This is a genomic window from Donghicola sp., assembly GCF_025210255.1.
GTDB classification, from domain to species: Bacteria; Pseudomonadota; Alphaproteobacteria; order Rhodobacterales; family Rhodobacteraceae; genus Donghicola; species Donghicola eburneus.
Window position 1 is genome coordinate 57,139 of the sequence record NZ_JAOARZ010000040.1, and the last position, 24,068, is coordinate 81,206.

Annotated in this window: 21 protein-coding genes and 1 riboswitch; of the genes, 9 read left to right on the forward strand and 12 right to left on the reverse strand. The window is 59.8% G+C overall.

Annotation, left to right across the window (positions count from 1 at the left end):
- Window positions 1–3 precede the first annotated feature (3 nt).
- The 5 genes from N4A58_RS18165 to N4A58_RS18185 all read right to left on the reverse strand — a co-directional run bounded on the left by N4A58_RS18165 (window position 4) and on the right by N4A58_RS18185 (window position 5,398).
- On the reverse strand, window positions 4–894 hold the full coding sequence (locus N4A58_RS18165; protein ID WP_293712313.1) for an ABC transporter permease subunit: 891 nt from the start codon (window positions 892–894) through the stop codon (window positions 4–6).
- Complete coding sequence (locus tag N4A58_RS18170; protein ID WP_072705310.1) at window positions 894–1,901, reverse strand: ABC transporter permease subunit; 1,008 nt, start codon at window positions 1,899–1,901, stop codon at window positions 894–896. Before N4A58_RS18170 ends, N4A58_RS18165 begins: the two co-directional genes overlap by 1 nt.
- Window positions 1,895–3,001 (reverse strand): Xaa-Pro peptidase family protein, encoded by a 1,107-nt coding sequence (locus tag N4A58_RS18175; protein ID WP_293712317.1) that lies wholly within the window; start codon window positions 2,999–3,001, stop codon window positions 1,895–1,897. Before N4A58_RS18175 ends, N4A58_RS18170 begins: the two co-directional genes overlap by 7 nt.
- Window positions 3,002–3,074: 73 nt before the next feature.
- Window positions 3,075–4,646 (reverse strand): ABC transporter substrate-binding protein, encoded by a 1,572-nt coding sequence (locus N4A58_RS18180; protein ID WP_293712382.1) that lies wholly within the window; start codon window positions 4,644–4,646, stop codon window positions 3,075–3,077.
- Between the two features lie 122 nt (window positions 4,647–4,768).
- Complete coding sequence (locus N4A58_RS18185; RefSeq protein ID WP_293712320.1) at window positions 4,769–5,398, reverse strand: helix-turn-helix domain-containing protein; 630 nt, start codon at window positions 5,396–5,398, stop codon at window positions 4,769–4,771.
- Window positions 5,399–5,578: 180 nt separating this feature from the next.
- Between N4A58_RS18185 and N4A58_RS18190 the strand changes: the two genes are divergently transcribed.
- On the forward strand, window positions 5,579–6,412 hold the full coding sequence (locus tag N4A58_RS18190; RefSeq protein ID WP_293712322.1) for a Rossmann-like and DUF2520 domain-containing protein: 834 nt from the start codon (window positions 5,579–5,581) through the stop codon (window positions 6,410–6,412).
- Between the two features lie 4 nt (window positions 6,413–6,416).
- Here the strand turns inward: N4A58_RS18190 and N4A58_RS18195 are convergent, their stop codons facing one another.
- The 5 genes from N4A58_RS18195 to N4A58_RS18215 form a co-directional block, all read right to left on the reverse strand.
- Window positions 6,417–8,060: a methyl-accepting chemotaxis protein gene (locus tag N4A58_RS18195; RefSeq protein WP_293712325.1), complete on the reverse strand. Its 1,644-nt coding sequence runs from the start codon at window positions 8,058–8,060 to the stop codon at window positions 6,417–6,419.
- Window positions 8,061–8,303: 243 nt separating this feature from the next.
- The gene (locus tag N4A58_RS18200; protein WP_072705328.1) at window positions 8,304–9,251 is read right to left on the reverse strand and encodes a D-ribose ABC transporter substrate-binding protein; all 948 of its coding nucleotides are present in this window, start codon (window positions 9,249–9,251) and stop codon (window positions 8,304–8,306) included.
- Window positions 9,252–9,357: 106 nt separating this feature from the next.
- Window positions 9,358–10,410, reverse strand: coding sequence for an ABC transporter permease (locus N4A58_RS18205; protein ID WP_293712328.1), 1,053 nt, complete (start codon window positions 10,408–10,410; stop codon window positions 9,358–9,360).
- Between the two features lie 21 nt (window positions 10,411–10,431).
- Entirely contained in the window at window positions 10,432–11,973 is a 1,542-nt protein-coding gene (locus tag N4A58_RS18210; RefSeq protein ID WP_293712331.1) for a sugar ABC transporter ATP-binding protein, read from the reverse strand.
- Entirely contained in the window at window positions 11,970–12,623 is a 654-nt protein-coding gene (locus N4A58_RS18215) for a DUF2291 family protein (protein WP_072705336.1), read from the reverse strand. Before N4A58_RS18215 ends, N4A58_RS18210 begins: the two co-directional genes overlap by 4 nt.
- Before the next feature lie 646 nt (window positions 12,624–13,269).
- Here N4A58_RS18215 and N4A58_RS18220 point away from each other — a divergent pair.
- From N4A58_RS18220 to N4A58_RS18240, 5 genes are all read left to right on the forward strand, one after another.
- Window positions 13,270–14,904, forward strand: coding sequence for an FGGY-family carbohydrate kinase (locus N4A58_RS18220; RefSeq protein WP_293712334.1), 1,635 nt, complete (start codon window positions 13,270–13,272; stop codon window positions 14,902–14,904).
- On the forward strand, window positions 14,901–16,409 hold the full coding sequence (locus tag N4A58_RS18225; protein ID WP_293712337.1) for a glycerol-3-phosphate dehydrogenase: 1,509 nt from the start codon (window positions 14,901–14,903) through the stop codon (window positions 16,407–16,409). The genes N4A58_RS18220 and N4A58_RS18225 overlap by 4 nt, the downstream gene beginning before the upstream one ends.
- A gap of 2 nt (window positions 16,410–16,411) precedes the next feature.
- The gene (locus N4A58_RS18230) at window positions 16,412–17,344 is read left to right on the forward strand and encodes a TIM barrel protein (RefSeq protein WP_293712340.1); all 933 of its coding nucleotides are present in this window, start codon (window positions 16,412–16,414) and stop codon (window positions 17,342–17,344) included.
- A gap of 83 nt (window positions 17,345–17,427) precedes the next feature.
- Window positions 17,428–17,560: riboswitch (FMN riboswitch) on the forward strand.
- A gap of 73 nt (window positions 17,561–17,633) precedes the next feature.
- Window positions 17,634–18,071, forward strand: coding sequence for a 6,7-dimethyl-8-ribityllumazine synthase (locus tag N4A58_RS18235; RefSeq protein ID WP_293712343.1), 438 nt, complete (start codon window positions 17,634–17,636; stop codon window positions 18,069–18,071).
- A gap of 149 nt (window positions 18,072–18,220) precedes the next feature.
- Window positions 18,221–19,132, forward strand: a complete 912-nt coding sequence (locus tag N4A58_RS18240; RefSeq protein ID WP_293712346.1) for a sugar-binding transcriptional regulator — start codon at window positions 18,221–18,223, stop codon at window positions 19,130–19,132.
- A gap of 69 nt (window positions 19,133–19,201) precedes the next feature.
- Here the strand turns inward: N4A58_RS18240 and fsa are convergent, their stop codons facing one another.
- Both fsa and tkt read right to left on the reverse strand, forming a co-directional pair.
- A complete protein-coding gene (fsa, locus tag N4A58_RS18245; protein WP_293712349.1) occupies window positions 19,202–19,855 on the reverse strand; it encodes a fructose-6-phosphate aldolase in 654 nt (217 codons plus the stop codon).
- Between the two features lie 14 nt (window positions 19,856–19,869).
- On the reverse strand, window positions 19,870–21,885 hold the full coding sequence (tkt, locus tag N4A58_RS18250) for a transketolase (RefSeq protein WP_293712352.1): 2,016 nt from the start codon (window positions 21,883–21,885) through the stop codon (window positions 19,870–19,872).
- Window positions 21,886–22,054: 169 nt separating this feature from the next.
- On the opposite strand from tkt, the gene N4A58_RS18255 reads away from it, so the two are divergent.
- From N4A58_RS18255 to N4A58_RS18265, 3 genes are read left to right on the forward strand one after another with little or no spacing between them, the layout of a single operon-like run.
- Window positions 22,055–22,816, forward strand: coding sequence for a DeoR/GlpR family DNA-binding transcription regulator (locus N4A58_RS18255; RefSeq protein WP_072705355.1), 762 nt, complete (start codon window positions 22,055–22,057; stop codon window positions 22,814–22,816).
- Window positions 22,817–22,829: 13 nt separating this feature from the next.
- Complete coding sequence (locus tag N4A58_RS18260; RefSeq protein ID WP_293712355.1) at window positions 22,830–23,594, forward strand: triose-phosphate isomerase; 765 nt, start codon at window positions 22,830–22,832, stop codon at window positions 23,592–23,594.
- A 19-nt stretch (window positions 23,595–23,613) separates the two neighbouring features.
- On the forward strand, window positions 23,614–24,066 hold the full coding sequence (locus N4A58_RS18265; protein ID WP_293712358.1) for an RpiB/LacA/LacB family sugar-phosphate isomerase: 453 nt from the start codon (window positions 23,614–23,616) through the stop codon (window positions 24,064–24,066).
- Window positions 24,067–24,068 lie beyond the last annotated feature (2 nt).

Sequence of the window (24,068 nt, forward strand, 5' to 3'; positions counted from 1 at the left end):
GTCTCAGCTCCTTTTCAGCTTGGGATCAAGGGCGTCGCGCAGACCGTCGCCCATCAGGTTGATCGCCAGAACGGTGATCAGGATGGCCACACCGGGGAACGTCACGACCCACCACGCGCGCAGAATGAACTCACGCGCTTCGGCCAGCATGGTGCCCCATTCAGGGGTCGGGGGCTGCGCGCCCATCCCCAGAAAGCCCAAGGCCGCCGCGTCCAGAATGGCGGTCGAGAAAGACAGCGCCGCCTGCACGATGATCGGGGCCAAACAGTTGGGCAGCACGGTGATGAACATCAGGCGCATCAGGCCAGCACCCGCCACACGGGCTGAAGTCACGTAGTCCTTTTGCCGTTCGGACATCACCGAGGCGCGGGTCAAGCGGACATAGTGGGGTTGCAAGACGATGGCGATGGCGATCATCGCGTTGGTCAGCGACGGCCCCAGAACCGCCACCAGCACCAGCGCCAGCAGCAGCGAAGGGAACGCCAGAATGATGTCCATCAGGCGCATGATGATGGTGTCGAGCCATTGCGGCGCAAAGCCCGCTAAAAGCCCGATTATGATCCCCCCAGCCGAGGCGATCGAGACCACCACGATGCCGACAAAGAACGAGAACCGTGCGCCGACGATCAGGCGGGACAGCATATCACGGCCCAAGGGGTCGGTTCCCAGCGGGAATTGCCAAGTGCCGCCCTCTTGCCAAACAGGGGGCTGCAGGATGTTGCCGCGATACTGCATGGTTGGGTCATGGGGCGCGATATAGGGGGCCAGTGCGGCCACGATCAAAAAGGCGCCAAAGACCCACAGGCCGATCACGGCGCCACGGTTTTCGCGGAAGTAGTACCAGAATTCACGCAGGGCGCTGGGACGGGACGGAGTGTTAGACATCTCGGTCATCAGCGTTTCCTAATCTTGGGGTTGATGATGCCATACAGGACATCGACAGTCAGGTTCACAATCATCACCATCACAGCGATCAGCAGCAGGCCGCCTTGGACCACGGGGTAGTCGCGGCGGAAGATGCTATCGACCATCCACTTGCCGATGCCAGGCCAGCTAAAGATCGTCTCGGTCAGGATTGCGCCGGCCAGCAAGGTGCCCACGGACAGGCCAATCACAGTGATCACGGGGATCAGCGCGTTGCGCAGGGCGTGGACAGCATTGATGCGCGATGGCGACATGCCCTTGGCACGGGCGGTGCGGATGTAGTCCTCGCCCAACACCTCGAGCATTGCAGAGCGGGTCTGGCGGGCGATGACTGCCAGAGGGATGGTTCCTAGAACGATGGTCGGCAGGATCAGGTGGCGAATGGCGGACCACAGCGCGCCCGACTGGCCGGACATGATCGCGTCGTAGATCATAAAGCCGCTCGCATTGGGGAAGTAGTAGACCAGATCAATCCGCCCCGACACGGGCGTCCATTGCAGGATGCCAGAGAATACGATGATCAACAGCAGCGCCCACCAGAAGATCGGCATCGAATATCCGATCAGCGCGGTGGACATCAACGCGCGGTCAAAGAACTTGCCGCGGTTCACGGCGGCGATCACGCCTGCGGGCAGGCCCAGAGCCACAGCGAAAATCATCGCGCATAGCGACAGCTCCAGCGTCGCGGGGAAGAGGGCAAAGAACTCGTCCCACACCGGACGCTTGGTCACAAACGAATTGCCCAAGTCGCCTTGGACAACGCCGGTCAGGTAATTCCAGAACTGCACGTACATCGGCTGGTCGAACCCGTATTGGGCGGTCAGCTCTGCGTGGCGTTCGGGGGACATGCCGCGTTCACCTGCCATCACGATAATCGGATCACCGGGCAGCAGACGGATAAAGGCAAACGAAATCAGCGTGACGCCGATAAAGGTTGGGATAAACGTCAGAAGACGCGAGGCGAAATATTTCAGCATTCCAGCACCCGTAGTTCGGTCGGGAAGGTTGTAAGGGATGTGCTCCCTGCGTCGGTGATCAGCACGTCATCTTCGATCCGCACCCCGAGACGTCCAGGGACGTAGAGGCCGGGCTCGTTCGTGAAGACGGTGCCAGCAGGCAGTGTCATGTGGTTGCCGCGCATGATGTAGGGGGCTTCGTGGACTTCGCGGCCCAGACCGTGGCCGGTCTTGGTCCGGATGTATTCGGCAAAGGGCGACGCTTCGAGCACGCCCGTGACCGCATCGTCGATCTCGTGCGCGGTGATGCCGCCACGAGCAATCTCGTGGCCACGGTTGTTGGCGCGGCGGACGGTATCGTACAGTTCCGCGTCTTCGTCTGCGACATGGCCAACGAAAAAGGTGCGCGTGATATCCGCACAGAACCCACCCCAGCGGGCGCCGAAGTCAAACAGCAGCGCGTCGCCGGATTTGATCGGGACATCGCGGGCCTCGGCGTGGGGACGGGCAGAGTTTTCAGCGGCGGCGACGATCGGGCGAAAGGCGTGGTCAGATGCGCCCTCGGCGAACAGGTTCAGGACCAGCGCCTGCTCAATCTGCTTTTCAGTGTGGCCCATCTGGATCGTTTCGAGGGTGCGTTCTAAAGCGCGTTCGGAAATCTGGATTGCGGTGCGCATGGCCTCGATATCTTCGGGCGTTTTGATCATCCGCAGGGCCGAGATTTCGCGCTCTGCGTCCACGATTTGCACATCAGCGCGGGCGGCAGTCATCGCGTGGTGGATAAAAACCCGCATGACTTGACCTTCGACTGCGATGCTGTCGGCGTTCAGGTAGTCCATGAAGCCCGTAAATGCCTCGGCGTAGCCGGTCTGATCGCGCCAATCAAATACGGGTCCGTCAAAGCCGACGAGCTCCCAGCTTTGCAGCTCCAGATTAGGGACGATCGCCGCAGCGCGTCCATCCGCGCAAGCGGCCAGCAGAAATGGACGCTCATTGCTCATGAACGGGTGGTGGACCACGCGGGTGAAATTCGGGCCGGGGACCAGCGCGACTGCGTCGACGCCAAGGCTACGCGCCACGGCGGAGTAATCGGCCAGCCTGTCAGAGAGTGTGCCAGTCATGTGTCCCTCGGGAATAATGCAAAAAAGGGACCGGCGCAGGAGTGCGCGCCGATCCCGATTGTCAAACGTTCGCTTACTTCAGGCCAACTTGGTTGAAGATGTGACCCCCCAGCGGGTGCACAACGTAGCCGTCAACCTCGGGGCGGGTGACCATGTATACAACCGAGTGCGCGATGGTGGCCCAAGGTGCCTGATCCTTGAAGATCGCCTGAGCTTCTTCATAGAGCTTGGTGCGCTCGGCTTGGTCGCTGGTCACCTTGGCGGCCTTCACGACTTCGTCGAACTCTTCGTTACACCACTGGGCGCGGTTCGAGCCGCCCACAGCGTCACAGCCCAAGAGAACAGCAAGGAAGTTGTCCGGATCACCGTTGTCACCGGTCCAACCCAGCAGGACTGCGCCGTCACGGTCGGTGGCTTTCGAACGCTCCAGATACTCGCCCCATTCGTAGGACACGATCTCTACGTCAACGCCGATTTCGGCAAAGTCGGACTGCATCAGTTCTGCCATGCGGCGGGCGTTGGGGTTGTAGGGACGCTGAACGGGCATTGCCCAGATCTTCATCGACAGATCGCTGACGCCCGCTTCTTCGAGCATCGCCTTGGCGGCCTCGGGATCATACGCATCATCGACGGTCGCATCGCTATAAGACCACATGGTCGGCGGGATCGGGTTCTTGGCGATTTGGCCAGAGCCTTGGAACACCACATCGATGATCGCCTGCTTGTCGATCGCCATGTTCAGCGCCTTGCGGACGGTGGGGTTATCGTAGGGGGCAACCTGAGTGTTGTAGGCCAGATAGCCGACGTTCAGGCCCTCTTGCTCCAGTACTTCGACGCCGTCGTCAGCCTTCATCGCTTCGATGTCAGCGGGGTTCGGGTAGGCCATGACGTGGCACTCGCCAGCCTGAACCTTCTGGTAACGGACCGACGCGTCGGGCGTGATCGCAAAGATCAGCGCTTCGACTTTGGCCGGATCACCCCAGTAGTCGTCGTTGCGCACGTAGCGAACTACAGCGTCTTTCTGGTAGGCTTGGAACGTGAACGGACCGGTGCCGATGGGCGCTTGGTTTACCATCTCGGGGGTGCCTGCTTCGAGCATGGCATCCGCGTATTCTTTGGAAACGATCGAAGCGAAGTCCATCGCCATGTTCGCGATAAACGGCGCTTCGGGGCGGTTCAGGTGGAAGGCAACGGTGTAGTCGTCAACCTTTTCGATCTCTTTGATCAGGTCGGGCATCGACATGCCGTTGAAGTATTCCCAAGTACCGCCGGACACTTCGTTGTAGGGGTTCTCGGGGTTGCCTTGGCGATCAAAGGTAAAGATCACGTCGTCCGCGTTGAAGTCGCGGGTCGGGGTGAACATGTCGTTCGAGTGGAATTTCACGCCCTGACGCAGATTGAAGGTGATGGTCATGCCATCTTCCGAAACCTCATAGCTTTCGGCCAGGCCGGGCTGGGTCTCGGTGGTGCCGACTTTGAATTCGACCAGCTGATTGTAGATCGGGTGGCTGGACGCATCAAAGGTGGTGCCAGCAGTATAGAGCGCGGGGTCAAAACCCTCGGGCGACCCTTCGGAGCAGTAGACCAGAGCTTGCGCGTGAGCGCCGCCAGCGGTCAGAGCCATAGCCGCAGCCATGCCTAGCATTTTTGCCTTAAGTAACATTCGATCAACCTCCATGTTGAATCTAATGGTGTGGATTTCCGGTGTCTGATGCACCGTGTGCCCGCTTGTGCGGATCTGCTCTCCGGCCGCGATGGGCCGGAAACTTAACCCTCGCCCTCGGTCGAGGCGGGGGGGAGCCGACGCTGGTCATTGACCGTCAAAACGCTGAGCGTTCCGGTCCAGAGTATGCGCGCCGGATGGTCGGTCAGGTTGGCCCATGCGTGAGGAACAGTGCCGCTATAGTGCAGGCTGTCTCCGGGACGCATGGTAAAGGTCTGACCGTCGAGAGACTGTTCGATCTGCCCCTCGAGAATATAAATGATCTCCTCGCCTTCATGGGACACGGTCTCGGACTGGTAGCCCGCTGGAACGTGCATGATGTAGGACGACATTTCCGACCCCGGGTAATCGTTGCTCAGGGCCTCGTAGGTGATCGAGGACCCGGCCAGCGAAAACTGCTCGCGCTGTGCGGCGCGGCTGATCGCATCGGTCGGTTTGTGTGTTTTGATAAAATACTCCAGCCGCACGTCCAACCCTTCGGCCAGTTGCGCCAGAGTGCCAAGTGTCGGCACCGCCAGATCCCGTTCGATCTGACTGACATACCCGACCGAAACTCCTGCGGCCTCGCTCAGGCCCTGCAGGGTCATCCCCAGCCCTTTGCGCCGCTTTCGGATCAGCGCGCCAAGCTTTGGCCCCGTGGGTTTGTCCAGAATTGTGGGTGCTTCACTCTGCATGGCCGCGAGTATTTGACCACCTGATCAATAAAGACAACAAAAATTTTTCCAGTGGTAAAAAATTTTTACTAAGTCCCTAGAGACGCGTGGAAATTGAGCGAAGTACCCTTTAATGCAAGGCTAGCGCGCCCTTGGGTCAAGCGCGAAGCATTCCCTTGCGTCAACCGGATTGGAGTCGAAATGTTGCGAGTCAACGTCGTCGGAGCAGGCAAAGTGGCGCAGACTTTGATGCTCTTGTTTCAAAAGTCCGATCGCATTCGGGTTCAGTCGGTTTACAGCCGGTCGCCCGAGTCCGCCAATGGCGCAGTGGGGCTTGCCGGGGTAGGGCAGGCTGTTACTCGGCTGTCGGACATGGAACCTGCGGACCTATGGTTTCTGACTGTGCCGGACGATCAGATCACCGCTGCGGCAGAAGCGCTGGTGGACTCGGGCGCGGAGCCGTCTGTTGTGATCCACTGCAGCGGCTTCTTTTCATCTCAGGCTCTGGCCCCACTCGCGCAGGCTGGTTGGCAAGTGGCAAGCTGTCATCCCGTCCTGAGTTTTGCGGATCCCCAAACAGCACGCGATCAGTTCACAGGAACCTATTGCGCCGTCGAAGGAGATGCCGCAGCGGTGGCGCTCATCTCGGACCTGATCGCGCAAGTCGGGGGGCAACCGTTTCCCGTGAATGCCGAGAAAAAGGCGCTCTACCACGCGGCGGCGGTATTCTCGAACAACTTTGCTGTGGTGCTGCAGGCCATAGCGGCAGAGGCGTGGGCAGAGGCGGGCGTACCGGATGTGGTGGCAGCGGCGCTCGGGGACAAGCTCCTCGCTGGGGCGGCTGCGAATGTGGCACGGCTTGGGCCCGCTGCGGCGCTGACAGGACCGGCGGCGCGAGGGGATCAAGATGTCTTGACCCGCCAAGGGGCAGAAGTGTCAGCGTGGCATCCTGAAGCCGGAGAGGTGTATCGCGCCATGAGCCAACTGGCTGGCCGGCTCAAGGCCGCGGGTGAAACCTTGCCCGACGACGACTAAAGGATCACGCGTTCGCCGCCAGATAGGCTTGGATCTTCGCCGCCATCTCTGGCGACAGGTTATTCAGATCCAATTCTCCGGTACTCTCACGCAAGGTGAACTGATTCAGCACAGCCTGCACTTGCCGCATCGCGTCTTGCATGGTCTGCGCGGATTGCGCCATGTTTTCCGCCTGCTTGGTGTTCTGGAGTGTCGTGCTCGTCAGTTCGCCCAAAGCCGTGCTGATCTGCGACGTGCCGCGTGATTGCTCTTGGCTGGACTGTTCGATGCGCTGGGTTTCTGCCTCGATCTTCGCGATCGTCTCGGCGATGGTCACGAAAGACGTCTCGGTGTCTGCGGCCAACTCCGCGCCGTGAGAGACACGCTTGGTTGAATCAGCGATCAGGTCCGAGGTTTCCTGTGCCGCTTTGGCCGACCGTCCGGCGAGATTGCGGACTTCCTGAGCCACAACAGCAAAGCCGCGACCGTGTTGCCCTGCGCGTGCGGCCTCAACCGCTGCGTTCAGGGCCAAGAGGTTGGTCTGGAAGGCAATGTCGTCAATTGCCTTAATGATGCGGCTGATATCACCCGAGGACTTCTGGATATCCTCCATCGCGGTTACCATTTGGGTGACTTTGTCTTTGCCGCCTGTGACGATAGACATAGCGTCGCGCACCAGCCCGCTCGACCCACGGGTCGCTTCGGCGTTGGCTTGGACCATGGCGTCGGTCTCTTCGACACTCGCTGCAATCCGTTCGACGTTTTCGGACTGCTGGGATGAGATGCGGTTCAAATCTTGGGCTGTTTCTGTCACATCCGTGATCCCGCCTGTCATCTGTTCGACCTGCGTATTCAGGTTGCTCACCTTCGCATTGAGCCCATCAAACGCCTTGGCGAATTCGGAAATGATCGACTGATAGACGCCTTGATGCGTCGCAGCATTCACGTCAATCGCAAGGTTGCCGTTGGTCATGGCTTCGGTCAGGCGCGAGATTTCTTGGGAGACGTCGACAAGGCTCTGCCGTGCTTGGGCGATCGCCTCTGCGATCTGGGCCCCATCGCCTTGCAGGTCCGGGATCGCCACATTGGTGTCCCCTGCGGCCAATGCCTTCATTGTGCTGATAATGGTGTCCTTGATCGCGATGTGATGGCCGATCATGTGGTTCACGCTGTCCGCGACCTTGGCGTAGGTTTGATCCAGCGAGGCACTGTCGACGCGTGCACCAAAGTTGCCGTCCGCCTGGGCCTTGGCCATCCCTGCGACGCCGCTGATCAAGGTCTCGACTTGCTGTTCCGCGTGGAGGGTCGCGGTCATGTCGACCCATTCGACGAACACACATTGCAGGTTGCCCTCGGCATCGTGCTTGGGCGTTGCAGTGAAGTGCAGGGTCTGACCTCCTAGGACGAAGCCGGCTTTGTGGGGCTCGGTCATGCCGTCGATCAAGGCGCGCTGCTTGGACGGGGTCTTGTGAAACTGATCAATGGACTGACCGATCACATTATCTACGCGAAAATGTGGCAGGTCCTGCTGGATTGCGCTTTCCAGATCGCTGAAAAGCGCGAGCGCCGCCTTGTTCACGAATTTCACCGTCATGTCAGAGTGCGCAATCATGATCGGGTTCGACAGAATGTCCAGCGCCATGCAGGTTTCGGGATGCAAATCAGCCATGGGTCGCCTCTCGGGGTTTCAATGCGGTCTCTAAGAAAAACGGCGTGATTTCAATGTGATTAGGGTATCTTTGGGTGGACAGTGGCAGCAATTGTCATGCGGAAGCGGCGCACGAGATAAAACCTATATCTCAGAATAAGTTATTCTGCCGCGCATGTTTCCCCGCGTTGTGGCGCACCATGTTTTGCCAACGAAAAAAGGGGCGCACGAGGCGCCCCTTCGATCAGAACCTGTTCGAAAGACTTATTCGGACAGAACGAACGGTGCGGAGTATTTGTCCGCGTTGTCCGCGTTGATGATCATGCAGTCGAACAGCTGCTTCTCTTCTGCAACCTTCAGCTCGCCGGTTTTGATGAAGTGGTCTGCCTGGCGCACTGCTTCTTCCGAGAAGACAGCAACGGGCTGCAGAACAGTGTAGGCCATTTCGCCTGCTTTCACTGCTTCGACTGCGTCGGGCGAGCCATCAAAGCCGCCGATGGTCATGCCTTCCAGCTTGCCCGCTTCTTTCAGTGCAGCGATTGCACCCAGTGCCATCTCATCGTTACCCGAGATTACAGCGTTGATGTCCGAGTTTGCCTGCAGCATCGACTGCATCTTGTTGTAGCCTTTGGTGCGGTCCCAGTCGGCCACTTCCATCGCCACTTTTTCCAGATCAGGGTACTGGGTCAGAACGGTTTCGTAGCCGTTCGAACGGGTCTGTGCGTTGTTGTCCGAGGGTGCGCCGAATAGTTCGACATACTTGCCTTCGTCGCCAACGACTTCAACCCACTGCAGAGCACCAAGAGCCGCGCCCTGTGCGTTGTTCGACACCAGCTGCGCTTTGGCCAGACCCGACTGGTTGATCTCTGCGTTCACGAGGAACACGGGGATGCCTGCATCTACTGCCTTTTTCACCGCACCGATCGAGCCGTCCGCGTTCGCGGGGTCAAGGATGATCGCTTTGGCTTGGTTGGTGATCGCAGTGTCGATCAGGGTGCTTTCGGTGTTGGTGTCGCCCTTGTGTGCGCCAACGGTGGTCTCGTAGCCAAGCTCTTCGGCGGTTGCCTTGGCGACGGCGCCTTCGGTGAACCAGTAGGGGTTCGAGGGGTCGTTTACGATGATGGTCATCAGGCCGTCTGCCCAGGCGCCCGACGCCATCAGGGGTGCGGCTGCAACTGCTGCGAGCAGGATCTGCTTACCTTTGGTGAACATGGTGGTCTCTCCCTTTGGATTTGGTTGTTTGAAACTGTGCCGGGTGGGCCGGCGGGTATCTCGCAGGGGGCGGCTCCTCCTTTTGCCGGGTGCCCCTGCGCAGAATTCAGGATTTCTTTGGCTTGGCTTTGTACTGGATGCTATTCAGCAGCACGGCCAGAACGATCACGGCGCCGGTGAAAACGGTCTGCCAGTAAGCACTTACCCCGATGATAACGAGGCCGTCAGACAGGAAGCCGATAACAAAGGCACCCAACATGGTACCGCGAATTGTGCCGCGACCACCCGTCAGGGCTGCGCCGCCAATCACAACGGCTGCGATCGCCGTCAATTCGTAGGTGGTGCCTGCGGTCGGACCCGCCGAAGTCAGCTGCGACGACAGAACCAGTCCTGCAATAGCCGCACATACGCCGGACATCATGTAAACGGCGATCTGCACACGCTTGACCGGAACGCCGGACAGTTCAGCAGCGCGGGCGTTGCCACCAGACGCATAGAGCCAGCGGCCAAAGGACGAGCGCGACAGCATCAGGCCTACTGAGATCGCCAAAACAGCCAGAATGATTACGCCGATCGGCACATTGGCGATGCGGTTAAAGCCGAGCCAGTCAAAGCCGGTGTTGCCGAGTTCCGGCTTGCCCGCCAGATTGTTGAAGGTCAGGCCATTGGTCATCAAGAGCGCAACGCCGCGCGCCACGTACATCACACCAAGGGTCGCAACAAAGGCAGGGACCTTGAAGTAGGCAATGAGCACGCCGTTGACCGCGCCGACGATGGCCCCGAGGACGAGCGTCAGCAGGACGACAGCCCAAACCGGCGGGTACAGGATGACGCCTGCGGCCTCGATGGTGACGCCCTGCATGAGCCAGCCTGCGACCACGCCGCAAAGGCCGAGAGTCGAGCCGACCGACAGGTCGATCCCGCCGTTCAGGATCACCAGCAGCATACCGATGGCTAGAAAGCCAAAGATCGCCACGTGGCTGGACATGGTCAGGAAGTTGCTGACCGAGAAGTAGAAGGGCGACAGGATCGAGAAGATCACGATAATCGCGATCAAGGCAAAGAAGGCGCGGCCTTCGAGCAGCAAGCGACCAAGGTCAAAGCCTTCGCCAAACAGACCCGAGCGCGAGGATTTCGAAGATGAACTGAGTGCAGACATGATCTGGGAACTCCGTATGGATTAAGCGGCCACGGACTCGCCAGAGGCGGCCATGATCTGTTCTTTGGTTGCGTCGGGTCCGAATTCTGCGCTGATATGGCCCTTGTGCATGACGATGATGCGGTGGGCGATGGACAGGCATTCACTGACTTCGGAGGTCGAATAGAGTACGGCGAGCCCGTCACGGGCGCGCTCTGCGAGCAGGCGGAACACCTCGGCCTTGGCGCCGATGTCGATGCCGCGGCTGGGTTCATCCAGCATGATGACAGTGGGGTGGGTCGCCAGCATCTTGCCGATCACGACCTTCTGCTGGTTGCCGCCCGACAGCGATCCGATTGCCGCGTCGCCACCATCGGTTTTGACGGTCACATCACGGATCGAGTCCTCGATCAGCTGGTTCTCGTCCTTGCGAGAGGTGAAAATCCCGCGCGTGAACTTGCGGATGCTCGCCAGAGACAGGTTCTGCCCCACGCTCATGGTCTGCACCAACCCGTCGCGCTGGCGATCCTCGGGAACCAAGCACAGGCCGGACTCGATGCGTTGGGCGATTGTCAGGTGGCTGACCTCGTGCCCGTGAAGCCGGACTTCGCCAGCCGCTTGGCCCATGCGGCCCGCGACGGTTTCCATCAACTCGGTTCGTCCGGCACCCATGAGGCCATAGATGCAGACGATCTCACCTGCTTTGACATCCAGCGACAGGTTATCGACCACGGCAAAGCCTGCGCCAGCCTCGTCCATAACGGTCAAGTCCTGAATTGACAGGGCAGGCGCGCCAAATTCGTAGCCTGACGGCGGGGAGCCCAGATCAAAGTTCTCGCCCACCATGTTGCGGACGATCCACTCCAGATCGATTTCCGAGCGCGGTGCGTAGGCGGTCATGTTGCCGTCGCGCAAAACCACGGCGTGGTCGGTGATGGTGAGCGCCTCTTCGAGGTGGTGTGAAATGTACACAATCGACACGCCGCGGCTGGTTAGGTCGCGGATGACCTTGAACAGCACCTCAACCTCGGTCGCGGACAGGGCCGAGGTCGGCTCGTCCATGATCAGGATGCGCGATTTGACCGACAGGGCGCGCGCGATTTCGACGATCTGCTGCTGACCCAGACGCAATTCCTCGACCGGGGTCAGGGGGTCAATGTCTTCTTCCAGTTCTTCCATCAGCAGACGGGTCAGGCGCTCTTCTTCGGCGTAGTCGATGCCGGTGGGCGTGCGGATTTCGCGCCCCAAGAAGATGTTGTCGCGCACGGTCATATTTGGCGCGAGGCTCAGTTCTTGGTGAATGATCGAAATCCCCAAGGACTGCGCGTGGCTGGACGACGTGAAGCTGACAGGCTTGCCGTCCAGCATAATCTTGCCCGTGGTGGGCTGGATCACACCGGACAGCACCTTCATCAGCGTGGACTTGCCCGCGCCGTTTTCGCCGAACAAGGTCGTGACCTGTCCGCGGTGGATGTCAAAGTTCACACCCTTCAGCGCGTGGACGCTGCCATAGGATTTGGCCACGTTCCGCGCAGCAAGGACAACCTCTTGGGTGTCCGGATTTGCCTGAGGGATATCGTTCATTGGACCGACAGCTCCACCGGCGTGACCAACCAGTTCTTGGCGCTGAGCATGGTGAACACGCCCGTGACCTCGATGGTTTTGCCGGTCAGGTTTTCGCGGTCCAGATCTGCCAGAACCTCGGCCTTCATGGCGTTGTTAATGCCCGAGCCTGCGTTCTGGTATTCAATCTGGTTGGTAAAGTCGCCGAATGAAATGGTGCCCATCGCGTCGCGCAATTCGGTACCGTTGACGGCAGGGCCGGTCTGGACGCGGACCTTGGCGTCTTCCATCCCCTCGATCGCGACGTAGAAGGTGCCAGATTTGCCTTCGCCCACAACGCCAGTAAAGGTCACGGGCATCACGGGGGCGATCCCGGCCATCACGCCGTATTTCTCGCCTGCGGCTTTCTTGTCGGCGACCGCCTCGTCAAACAAGGTCTTGGCGTCGACAGCACGTTCCTGAACAAACGCGCGCACTTCTGGGAACGTCTCTGCCCCAAATTGTTCGGGCGAGAAGCCCTGCTGGCGCACATCCTGTTCAGATCCGATGCGTACAACGGTGGTGTCGATGGCCATTGCGGCGACCACGGCCAGACAGATCGCCCCAAAGATGATCGCAGGGCGTTTGCTATTCTGGGCAATCTGATGCTGGGTCTCGGACTGGTAACTCATATCGGTCTCACCTTTCCTGTGACTGAAAGACGACGTGCGGCGACGGGGAACATGGAAAGGGTCATGCCTGCTGAAAGCAAATCAGACGGGACGTATCCCGGATTGAACGGGCGTTCTGGCGCATTCTCTTTTCCTCCCTCTGCCGGAACATCCGCACCCTCCACTGTGCATCTGGACCTTCCGGGTCACCGACCGTAGTCGATGATATAAATAAGTTATAAACCACAAATATTGCGGTAGCTCTCTCATGATCGAACGCTTTCGGTCAAGGCCGTTCAAAAGATCGTGCACCTATCAGTAGGGTGCCTGTCGTTTGATTCTCGTCAGATTCGCGATGCTGATGTGGCATCAATTCGTCTAACGATCCCTTAATTTAAGGGGAATATGCGGCCTCTTCCTATTCGGAGAGAGCGAGGCGCTGTGCCCCGTGTGTCGACAACTGTACATGAAATTTTTTACGACGAAAGAAAAAAATTACATGTACAGCGCCGAATGTTTGCGTTATGTCTGTGATATGAAGAGCGCACCTATGGGGGTGCATAGGAACTTTGCGCGTTGTTGATGGCGTTTGTGGTCAGGGGAGCGACCAGCCTGTCCGACGCGAAAGGGAGGATACTATGAACGGGTACGACACGAGAGTGCGGCCATGACCGATATCATTATCGGCATCGACGCGGGCACTTCGGTGATCAAGGCGGTGGCCTTTGACCTGCGTGGCCGCCAGCTGGGGACGAGTTCTGTTTTGAACCACTATCTAAGTGGTGCTGACGGGTCTGCGTGCCAATCACTGGATCAGACGTGGACTGACTGCGCAACGGCTTTGCGCGGGCTCGGCGAAAAGATACCGGATTTAGCGGCGCGGACGGCGGCTGTGGCTGTTACAGCGCAGGGGGATGGCACTTGGCTGGTTGGTGCGGGCAATCACCCTGTGTCGAACGCTTGGCTCTGGCTGGATGCCCGCGCGGCTCCGACAGTGCAAGACCTAGCAGCAGGCGAACTGAACCGTGCGCGGTTCGAGGCGACAGGCACTGGTTTGAACACATGTCAGCAGGGCACGCAGATGGCCCACATGGATCGCTACGCGCCGCACCTGCTGGATGGCGCCGAGGTCGCGCTGCACTGCAAGGACTGGCTCTATCTGTGTCTAACGGGGGAACGGGCGACTGACCCTTCCGAGGCCAGCTTTACCTTTGGCAACTTCCGCACCCGTCAATACGATGACTTGGTGATCGAGGCATTGGGCCTGACCCATCGCCGCCACTTGTTGCCCCAGATTATTGACGGCACGCAGATCACCCATCCGTTGTCCGCCGAAGCGGCTGCACAAACCGGCCTGCTTGCCGGAACGCCTGTGTCGCTGGGGTACGTGGACATGGTAATGACGGCGCTCGGGGCAGGGGTCCACACCGGAACCGCTGGCGCGGCGTGTTCGACCATCGGTTCGACCGGCGTGCATATGCAGGCGAAACGGTCCGGCGATGTGCACCTGAATGCCGAAGGCACCGGCTATGTCATTGCCCTGCCTGTGCCCGACGTGGTCACGCAGGTGCAGACCAATATGGCGGCGACACTGAATATCGACTGGGCTCTGCGTTTAGCCGCGGACTTGATGAGCGATACCGGCAAGCCCGTGGACTACTCTGATCTCGTGGGCCGGATCGAAGGCTGGGTCAGTCGCGCCAAACCCGGCGCGATCATGTACCACCCCTATATCTCTGAAGCTGGCGAGCGCGGGCCGTTCGTGAACGCCAACGCCCGCGCAGGTTTCACCGGCCTTGCAGCGCATCACCGTTTCCCCGATATGCTGCGCGCCGTGATCGAGGGGCTCGGGATGGCAGCGCGCGATTGCTACACCGCGATGGACGCCGACCCCACCGAACTCAGGATCACGGGCGGCGCGGCGCGATCAAATGCCCTGCGCCAAATTCTGGCATCTTGCATCAAGGCCCCCGTGCGGGTGTCCCAGCGTGAAGAGGCAGGTGCCGCGGGCTGCGCGATGATGGCTGCGGTTGCCATCGGCGCCTATGACACGATGGATGATTGTATCGCGGAATGGGTGACCCCATTGCTCGGGCAGGCTGAACAGCCCGATCCTGAACTGTCTCGAATTTACGATCAGGTCTTCCCCGCCTATGTCTCTGCCCGTCAGAGCCTGCGGCCCGTGTGGGACACCCTGCAAGGCGACCCCCGCGCGCCTTGGGTGAACGCGACCGATCCCAAAGATGAACACACTGAAATGACTTTGGACGCGACCCTCGTGTCCGAAAGGAGCGAGCCATGACTGATAAAATGGTCGATCTGTTTGTAATTGGCGGTGGCATTAACGGCGCCGGCGTGGCCCGCGATGCAGCCGGTCGCGGCCTGTCCGTGGTGCTGTGCGAAAAGGATGACTTGGCTCAAGGCACCTCGTCCCGCTCGGGCAAACTGGTCCATGGCGGCCTGCGCTATCTGGAATATTACGAGTTCCGTCTGGTCCGCGAGGCACTGATCGAGCGCGAGGTTCTGATGAACGCTGCGCCCCATATCATCTGGCCGATGCGCTTTGTCCTGCCCCATTCGCCCGATGACCGGCCTGCTTGGCTCGTGCGGTTGGGCCTGTTCCTGTACGACCACCTTGGCGGTCGCAAGAAGCTGCCCGGTACTCGTACCCTGAACCTGCGCCGCGACCCAGAGGGCGCGCCGATCATGGATCAGTACACCCGCGGTTTTGAGTATTCGGACTGCTGGGTGGATGATGCGCGTCTGGTTGTGCTGAACGCCGTGGACGCCGCCGAGCGTGGGGCCGAGGTTCTGACCCGCACCGCCTGCACCAGCGCCCGCCGCGAAGATGGCGCATGGACCGTGACCACCAAGAATTCGATGACGGGCGAGGAACGTACCTTCCGCGCAAAATGTATTGTGAACGCGGCGGGCCCGTGGGTCACGCAGGTGATCAACAATGTCGCCGGCTCGAACTCCAGCCGGAACGTGCGTCTGGTCAAGGGCAGCCACATCATTGTTCCCAAATTCTGGGAGGGGCAGCAGGCCTACTTGGTGCAGAACCACGACAAGCGCGTGATCTTCATCAACCCCTACGAGGGCGACAAGGCCCTGATCGGCACCACCGACATCCAATACGAAGGCCGCGCCGAAGAGGTGACCGCCGACGAGTCCGAGATCGACTACCTGATCAAGGCCGTGAACCGGTACTTCAAGGAAAAGCTGCGGCGCGAGGATGTGGTGCGCAGTTTTTCGGGGGTGCGTCCGCTGTTTGACGACGGGCAGGGCAACCCCAGCGCGGTGACCCGTGATTATGTGTTCGACATTGATGACCAGAACGGCGTGCCGATGCTGAACATCTTTGGCGGCAAAATCACCACCTTCCGCGAGTTGGCCGAGCGCGGCCTGCACAAGATCGCTGACTACTTCCCGCAAATGAAGGGCGACTGGACCGAACACGCGCCTTTGCCCGGTGGGGATATGCCCGACGCCGATTACGAGGTCTTCCGCGAGAAGATGAAGGCTGACTACCCGTGGATGCCCCGTGCCCTGCGCAAGCATTACGGTCGCCTCTACGGCACGCGTGTCGCTCAGATCGCCGGCGATGCGACGGCTCTGGACGGATTGGGTCAGCACTTCGGCGGCAACCTTTATGAGGCCGAAGTCGCCTATCTGGTGCAGAACGAATGGGCCCAAACCGCCGAAGATATTCTGTGGCGCCGGACCAAACACCGCCTGCACATGACCGAGGCTGAACAGGCCGCCTTCACCGAATGGTTCGAAGCAAACGTGGACAAGGCAGCGTAACGATGGCTCTGACTCTTTCTTTGAACACCAACCCATTGGTGAACCGCTACGCTGACCCCGATGATCTGATCGAAACGGTGGCGCGGGATCTGAAGATCCGTGACCTGCAGTTGACGCATGAATTCATCAATCCCAGTTGGCAGGCGAATACCATTCGCCGTCTGACCCGCCAGATGAAGGCCGCGATGGACCGTACTGGTGTGCGCGTGACCAGCGGGATGACCGGCCCTTATGGGCGTCTCAATCACTTTGGTCACCCCGACGCGGATGTGCGCCGCTATTACGTGGACTGGTTCAAGACCTTTGCCGATATCATAGGTGACCTCGGTGGCACCTCGGTCGGCACCCAGTTCGCGATCTTTACCTATCGGGACTTCGATGACGCGCAGCGCCGCGAAGACCTGATACAGATCGCCATCGATTGCTGGGCCGAAGTGGCCGAGCACGCCAAAGGCGCGGGTCTCGACTATGTCTTCTGGGAGCCGATGAGCGTGGGCCGCGAGTTCGGCGAGACCATTTCTGAATGCATGAAGCTGCAAGACCGTCTGACTGCCGCCGATATGGCGATCCCCATGTGGATGATGGCCGACATCGATCATGGCGACGTGACCAGTGACAATCCCGATGACTTTGACCCCTACGCGTGGGCGCGGGCCGTGCCGCAGGTCAGCCCGATCATCCACATTAAGCAGTCGCTGATGGACAAGGGCGGGCACCGTCCCTTTACCGCCGAGTTCAACGCCAAGGGCCGTATCCAGCCGGAACCGCTGCTGAAGGCGTTCGACGAGGGCGGCGCGAAGGACAACGAGATCTGCCTGGAGCTGTCCTTTAAAGAGCGTGATCCGAATGACCGCGAGGTGATCCCACAGATCGCGGAAAGCGTCGCGTTCTGGGCCCCGCACATCGATAGCGGCATTCAGGACCTCAATATTTAAGCCGACGTTGCGACCTTTGCCGCGTTTGGCACGAAAAAGTCGCCTGCGGCGCTTGAACTTATCTTTCGGCGCGGGCACATCTGTACTGTTCTCAGGGCGGGGTGAAATTCCCCACCGGCGGTGATAGCCCGCGAGCGCCTGCCACAGCGGCAGGGTCTAGCAGATCCGGTGGAATTCCGGGGCCGACGGTTAAAGTCCGGATGGAAGAGGATGGTCAGTGGTGCCGCTATGCGCGGGGCCAGTGGCTTCTATCGCCTTGGGACCATTTGATAATACCAAGGATGGTTCCATGACTGAAAAACTGAATATCGCCTTCATCAAAGCACGTTGGCACTCGGACATCGTCGATCAGGCGCTGGTCGGGTTCAAAGCCGATATGGATGCGTCGGACGTCGACTATGACGTGACCGCAATCGACGTGCCCGGTGCGTTTGAAATGCCACTGCTGGCCAAGAAGCTGGGGGAAAGCGGCAAATACGATGCGATCGTTTGCGCGGCGCTGGTCGTCGACGGCGGCATCTACCGCCACGATTTCGTTGCCCAAGCGGTTGTGACGGGTCTGATGGACGCTCAGCTGGCGACCGGCGTGCCGACCTACTCTGTGTCGCTGACCCCGCACCACTTCCAGCCCAGCCAAGAGCACATGGGTTTCTACTTTGACCACTTCGTCAAGAAGGGTGCAGAGGCCGCAAGCGCGGTCCGGATGGTCGCGGCAATCGGCCTCTGATCCGACATTGAAAGGCGGCGCGTGGCGTCGCCTTTTTCTTGTTGGTTGACTTTACCTTTGGTGAATTATTTTTCAGACTGAATAAAATTTTGCAAAGGCGGTAATGCACGGTGGCGAAGCCAAACGGAAACGGCGATTCAGAGATGTCCATGGCGTTGCGCGCGGCGTGGCTGCATTACGCGGGCGGCTTGACCCAAGCGGCTGTCGCCAAACGTCTTGGCGTGCCATCGGTAAAAGCGCACCGCCTGATCGCCCGTGCCGTCGCTGAGGGCGCCGTCAAGGTGACTGTCGAAGGCGATATCGTCGAGTGCGTCGATCTGGAAATGCAACTGTCAGAGCGCTTTGGCCTCGAGTTTTGCGAAGTTGCCCCCGATATCGGCGAAGAAGGACTGCCGCTGCGCGCTTTGGGTCTGGCAGGGGCCAGCTATCTGCGTCGCGAGCTAGAGCACGGCGATCACGCGGTAATCGGTCTGGCCCACGGACGGACCTTGGCCGCGAGTGTGCAGCAACTGCCGCGCATGGATGGGCTGAAGCAGCGTTTCGTGTCGCTGCTGGGGGGGCTGGCACGAAATTTCTCGGCGAACCCGCACGAGGTGATGCACAAGCTGGCAGAAAAAACGGGCGCGCCTGCGTTCATGATGCCAGTGCCATTCTTTGCCAACACGGTCGAGGATCGTGAAGTCATGCTGCACCAGAAGGGCGTGGGCGAAGTGTTCGAGATGGCGAACAACGCGGATCTGAAAATCGTTGGAATTGGCACGGTAGAGCCGGATGCACAGTTGGTGCATTCCGGCATGATCGAACACGAAGAGATTGAAGAAATCAAAGCCGCTGGTGGGCGCGGGGAAATGCTGGGGCATTTCTTTGATGCAAGCGGGGCCGTGATGGAAACGACACTGACAGCGCGGACCCTTGGCGCCTGCATGGGCGAGGGCGACGAGATCGTCGCGATTGCGGGTGGCGCGGATAAACTGGCCGCCATTCACGCCGTGCTCTGTAGTGGCAAGCTTAAGGGCTTGATTACGGATGAGTTGACGGCGCAGGCGCTGCTCAAACTCTGATCCGACATCGCCACAAAAAGGAAAAGCGGCCCGAGGGCCGCTTTGCTCTATTCTGATTGTCGCCCGGTATTACAGGATCGACTGACCGGTTGCAGCCCAATCCTTGGCGAACTGGTCCAGACCTTTGTCAGTCAGAACGTGCTTGGCCAGACCTTTGATGACCGCAGGCGGAATGGTTGCAACGTCTGCCCCCAGAACGGCGGCGTCTTTGACGTGGTTCGGTGTACGTACCGATGCGGCCAGAATTTCGGTCTCGAAGCCGTAGTTGTCGTAGATCGCGCGGATGTCTGCGATCAGCTCCATGCCGTCGATGTTGATGTCATCGAGGCGGCCGATGAAGGGGCTGATGTAGGTTGCGCCAGCTTTTGCCGCCAGAAGAGCCTGGTTTGCGCTGAAGCACAGGGTGACGTTGGTTTTGACGCCCTTGTTGGCGAAGTAGCGGCATGCCTTCAGACCGTCGAGGGTCAGCGGCAGCTTGATCACTACGTTATCTGCGATCTGTGCCAGGTGGTCACCTTCGGCAACCATGCCATCGTAATCCATGGCAGCAACTTCGGCGGACACGGGGCCGTCGATTAGTGCGCAGATTTCCGCGATCACTTCTTTGAAGTCACGGCCCGACTTGGCGATCAGGCTGGGGTTGGTGGTGACACCGTCCAGCAGGCCGTAGTCGTTCAGTTCTTTGATGTCCTCGACAACAGCGGTATCGACGAAGAATTTCATGGGGTCTCTCCTGATTAGGCCATCAGTGCGTTTGCACGTGCGATGATCGCCTCTTTGGTAATTCCGAATTGTTCATACAGCTCCTCTGCGGGAGCCGACGCGCCGAAGCTGGTCATGCCGATCACGTCATCTTCGCGGGCCACATAGCGTGTCCATCCGAACTTGCCAGCGGCCTCGACTGCGATGCGTGGAGCACTGCCCAGAGTCGCGGCCTTATAATCATCATCTTGGGCTTCGAACAACTCCCAGCTTGGCATCGACACGACAGCGACGGATTTGCCATCCGCGTGCAGAGCCTCTGCGGCCTCGACCGCGAGCGACACTTCGGTGCCGGTCGCGAGCAGGGTGATATCACGGCCCTCGCCAAACTGGCGGATGACGTAGGCGCCCTTTTCCGACAGGTTTTCGCCGGTTTCCTCGAGGCGCAGCTGCGGCACGCCCTGACGGGACAGGGCTAGCAGCGACGGGGTTTTCGCACTGCGCATGGCGATGTCCCAGCATTCCAGCGTCTCGACCACGTCGGCGGGGCGGAAGCTGTAGAGGTTGGGCATGGCGCGGAGCGACGCCATGTGTTCGACCGGCTGGTGGGTCGGGCCATCTTCGCCAAGGCCGATCGAGTCGTGGGTCATCACGTAGACGGTAGGGATCTCCATCAGCGCGGACAGGCGGATTGCGTTGCGGACATAGTCCGAGAACACCATGAAGGTGCCGCCATAGGGCCGCAGGCCGCCGTGGACCAACATGCCATTCATGGCCGCGCCCATCGCGAATTCACGCACGCCATAGCCCACATAGCGACCGGATTTTTCTGCGGTGAACTGGCTGTCGACTGCGGGCACGCGGGTCAGGTTAGAGCCGGTCAAGTCAGCCGAGCCACCGATCATCTCGGGCAGGACTGGAGTGATCGCTTCCAGCGCGATCTGGCTGGCCTTGCGGGTCGCGACCTTTTGCGGGTTTGCGAACAGGTCCCCGCGGGCTTTGGCCATTGCGGTCTTGTAGGCATCAGGCAACTGGCCGGTCAGGCGACGGCTGAATTCGCTGCGGGTGTCGGCGTCTTTGGCCGCGAGGCGGGTTTCCCATGCCTGACGGGCGTCGGCACCACGGGAGCCGATCGCGCGCCACTGGTCCAACAGAGCGGCAGGGATTTCAAAGGGCGCAGCGTCCCAACCTAAGGCCGCTTTGGTCTCCGCGGCTTCGTCCCCGCCAAGGGGCGAGCCGTGGGAGCTGGCGGTGCCAGCCTTGTTCGGGGCGCCAAAGCCGATGACGGTCTTCATCGCGATCAGGCTGGGTTTGCCGGTTTCCGCTTTGGCAGCGGTAATGGCGGCATCCAGTTCAACGGGGTTGTGGCCATCGCAGGACTGCACGTGCCAGCCGCAAGCGGCCAGACGGGCAGGGATGTCTTCGCTAAAGGACACCGAGGTCGGGCCATCAATGGTGATTTCGTTGTCGTCGTACAGAACGATCAGTTTGCCAAGTCCGAGATGACCTGCCAGTGAAATCGCCTCTTGGCCGATGCCCTCTTGCAGGCAGCCGTCGCCAAGGAAAACGTACGTGTGGTGATCGACAACATCGCTGCCGAATTCGTCGGCCAGACGGCGCTCTGCCATGGCCATGCCGACGGCGTTTGCGATGCCTTGGCCAAGGGGGCCGGTGGTGGTCTCGATCCCTTTGGCATGGCCGTATTCGGGGTGGCCTGCTGTGATCGCGCCCTTCTGGCGGAAGTTTTTGATCTGATCTAGCGTCATGTCTTCGTAGCCGGTCAGGTGCAGCAGCGAATAGAGCAGCATCGACGCGTGGCCGTTCGACAGGACGACGCGGTCGCGGTCAGGCCAATCGGGGTTCGCAGCGTCAAATTTCAGGTGGTTCTTGAACAACACGGTTGCTGCATCGGCCATGCCCATAGGCGCGCCGGGGTGGCCGGATTTCGCAGCCTCGACTGCGTCGATCGACAGGGCGCGAATGCAGTTGGCCAGAGCAAAAGTTGCGGGATCAATTGCGGCTTTGTCAGCCACCAGAACGTCTTTGGGCATCTCAGTCCTCCTTCGTTGGGGAGGTGTTAGCGTCCAAACCGACTCGTAACAAGAAAAAATCACAAAATCACAAAAATTGTGTTGATCATGTTATGTTTGATGTTACGACTGCACTCACCGTTTCGCTGGGGTATTTGAAGCCGAAGTGAAGCAGACAAAGGTTTGGAAGATGAAACGCGACGAGCGCCAACAAGCGATCATGGACCTGCTGGTCGAGCAGGGATCGGTAGATCTGGAGGATCTGGCGCAGCGGTTTGTCGTCTCGAAAATGACCATCCACCGCGATCTGGACGAGTTGGAGCAGGCGGGCGTTCTGCGCAAAATCCGCGGCGGTGCGACGACCGAAGCAGGTACCCAGTTCGAATCCGATTTCCGGTTTCGCGAACGGCGCAGTGGCGCGGCCAAAGACCGGATGACGGATGAGGCTCTGAAGCTGGTCGAACCCGGCATGACGGTAATGGTCAACGACGGATCGACCGCGGCGGTATTGGGGCGGCGTCTGGTGGAAAAGCGTCCGTTGACTGTGATCACCAATAACGCCGCGATCATGGATGCGCTGAGGGATGAAAGCGGAATCACGCTGATCGCCTTGGGCGGGACTTATTCGGCGAAGTTTAATGCTTACTTTGGCGTTGTGACCGAAGATGCATTGGATCGCCTGCGGGCGGATATTGCTTTTATCTCTGTGCCTGCCGTGGCGGGGATGGAGGCGTTTCACATGGACGACGAGGTGGTGCGCGCCAAGCGCGCTATGCAAGCCTCGGCGCGGCAGAGTTGCCTTTTGATTAACCACACCCGTTTCGAACGCACTGCCCTGCACAAGCTGTGCGACCTCACCGATTACACCGCTATTATCACCGACGACACACCTCCGCAGGCCGCGCTGGACGCCATGGCCGAGGGCGGGGTGGACCTGATCGTCGCCAACTAAAGGACCCAAGGACATGACCGCCTCATTCTGGATCGGAACCAGCTGGAAGATGAACAAGACCCTCGCCGAAGCGATGGTTTTTGCCGAGGCTCTGGCCGTTGCGGATGGCGGTCGCGACGAGCGCATCCAGCGCTTTGTGATCCCGTCGTTCACCAATGTCCGTCAGGTCAAGGACGTGCTGGCCGAGACCTCGGTCAAAGTGGGCGCACAAAACATGCACTGGGCCGATCAGGGCGCGTGGACCGGCGAAGTGTCCCCCTTGATGCTCAAGGATTGTAAACTCGACATCGTGGAACTGGGGCATTCGGAGCGCCGCGAGCACTTTGGCGAGACTGACGAAACCGTTGGTCTGAAAACCGAAGCTGCTGTGCGTCACGGAATGATCCCGCTGATCTGCATCGGTGAAACCCTGCCCGAACGCGAAGCGGGCCGCGCTGCCGAAGTGTTGGAGCAGCAGGTACGCGGTGCCCTGTCCAAACTGTCGGACGACCAGAAATCGGCAGAGATCCTGCTGGCCTACGAGCCCGTTTGGGCCATCGGTGAAAACGGCATTCCGGCGACCTCGGACTATGCGGATGCACGTCAGGCCGAAATCATTGCCGTGGCCCAAGACGTGCTGGGGCGCAAAGTGCCCTGCCTCTATGGTGGTTCGGTCAACCCCGGCAATTGCGAAGAACTCATCAGCTGCCCGCATATCGACGGGCTGTTCATCGGCCGCAGTGCTTGGAACGTCGAGGGATACCTCGACATTCTCGCCAAATGCGCGGCCAAGATTTGATCCCAGAGGAGAGATCCACATGAAAATTGCAGTAGCAGGCGATAGCGCGGGCGAAGGTCTGGCTAAAGTTTTGGCCGATTACCTAGGCGACAAATACGAAGTGTCCGAAGTGTCGCGCACTGACGAAGGCCCCGATGCCTTCTATGCGAACCTGTCGGACCGCGTGGCTAACGGCGTTCTGGATGGCACCTACGACCGTGCGATCCTGTGCTGCGGCACCGGCATCGGTGTGTGTCTGTCGGCAAACAAAGTGCCCGGCATCCGCGCCGCGCAGACCCACGACACCTACTCGGCAGAGCGGGCAGCCCTGTCGAACAACGCGCAGGTCATCACCATGGGCGCACGTGTCATCGGCAGTGAATTGGCAAAAGCCATCGCCGACGCGTTCCTGTCCAACAGCTTTGATGAAAATGGCCGCTCGGCGGGCAACGTCAACGCGATCAACGATCTGGACGTGAAATACCGCAAGTAACT

Bases quoted from the DNA above. Each gene is read 5' to 3' on its own strand.
- N4A58_RS18165 (WP_293712313.1), bottom strand. From the start codon at position 894: ATGACCGAGATGTCTAACACTCCGTCCCGTCCCAGCGCCCTGCGTGAA.
- N4A58_RS18170 (WP_072705310.1), bottom strand. From the start codon at position 1,901: ATGCTGAAATATTTCGCCTCGCGTCTTCTGACGTTTATCCCAACCTTT.
- N4A58_RS18175 (WP_293712317.1), bottom strand. From the start codon at position 3,001: ATGACTGGCACACTCTCTGACAGGCTGGCCGATTACTCCGCCGTGGCG.
- N4A58_RS18180 (WP_293712382.1), bottom strand. From the start codon at position 4,646: ATGCTAGGCATGGCTGCGGCTATGGCTCTGACCGCTGGCGGCGCTCAC.
- N4A58_RS18185 (WP_293712320.1), bottom strand. From the start codon at position 5,398: ATGCAGAGTGAAGCACCCACAATTCTGGACAAACCCACGGGGCCAAAG.
- N4A58_RS18190 (WP_293712322.1), top strand. From the start codon at position 5,579: ATGTTGCGAGTCAACGTCGTCGGAGCAGGCAAAGTGGCGCAGACTTTG.
- N4A58_RS18195 (WP_293712325.1), bottom strand. From the start codon at position 8,060: ATGGCTGATTTGCATCCCGAAACCTGCATGGCGCTGGACATTCTGTCG.
- N4A58_RS18200 (WP_072705328.1), bottom strand. From the start codon at position 9,251: ATGTTCACCAAAGGTAAGCAGATCCTGCTCGCAGCAGTTGCAGCCGCA.
- N4A58_RS18205 (WP_293712328.1), bottom strand. From the start codon at position 10,410: ATGTCTGCACTCAGTTCATCTTCGAAATCCTCGCGCTCGGGTCTGTTT.
- N4A58_RS18210 (WP_293712331.1), bottom strand. From the start codon at position 11,973: ATGAACGATATCCCTCAGGCAAATCCGGACACCCAAGAGGTTGTCCTT.
- N4A58_RS18215 (WP_072705336.1), bottom strand. From the start codon at position 12,623: ATGAGTTACCAGTCCGAGACCCAGCATCAGATTGCCCAGAATAGCAAA.
- N4A58_RS18220 (WP_293712334.1), top strand. From the start codon at position 13,270: ATGACCGATATCATTATCGGCATCGACGCGGGCACTTCGGTGATCAAG.
- N4A58_RS18225 (WP_293712337.1), top strand. From the start codon at position 14,901: ATGACTGATAAAATGGTCGATCTGTTTGTAATTGGCGGTGGCATTAAC.
- N4A58_RS18230 (WP_293712340.1), top strand. From the start codon at position 16,412: ATGGCTCTGACTCTTTCTTTGAACACCAACCCATTGGTGAACCGCTAC.
- N4A58_RS18235 (WP_293712343.1), top strand. From the start codon at position 17,634: ATGACTGAAAAACTGAATATCGCCTTCATCAAAGCACGTTGGCACTCG.
- N4A58_RS18240 (WP_293712346.1), top strand. From the start codon at position 18,221: ATGGCGTTGCGCGCGGCGTGGCTGCATTACGCGGGCGGCTTGACCCAA.
- fsa (WP_293712349.1), bottom strand. From the start codon at position 19,855: ATGAAATTCTTCGTCGATACCGCTGTTGTCGAGGACATCAAAGAACTG.
- tkt (WP_293712352.1), bottom strand. From the start codon at position 21,885: ATGCCCAAAGACGTTCTGGTGGCTGACAAAGCCGCAATTGATCCCGCA.
- N4A58_RS18255 (WP_072705355.1), top strand. From the start codon at position 22,055: ATGAAACGCGACGAGCGCCAACAAGCGATCATGGACCTGCTGGTCGAG.
- N4A58_RS18260 (WP_293712355.1), top strand. From the start codon at position 22,830: ATGACCGCCTCATTCTGGATCGGAACCAGCTGGAAGATGAACAAGACC.
- N4A58_RS18265 (WP_293712358.1), top strand. From the start codon at position 23,614: ATGAAAATTGCAGTAGCAGGCGATAGCGCGGGCGAAGGTCTGGCTAAA.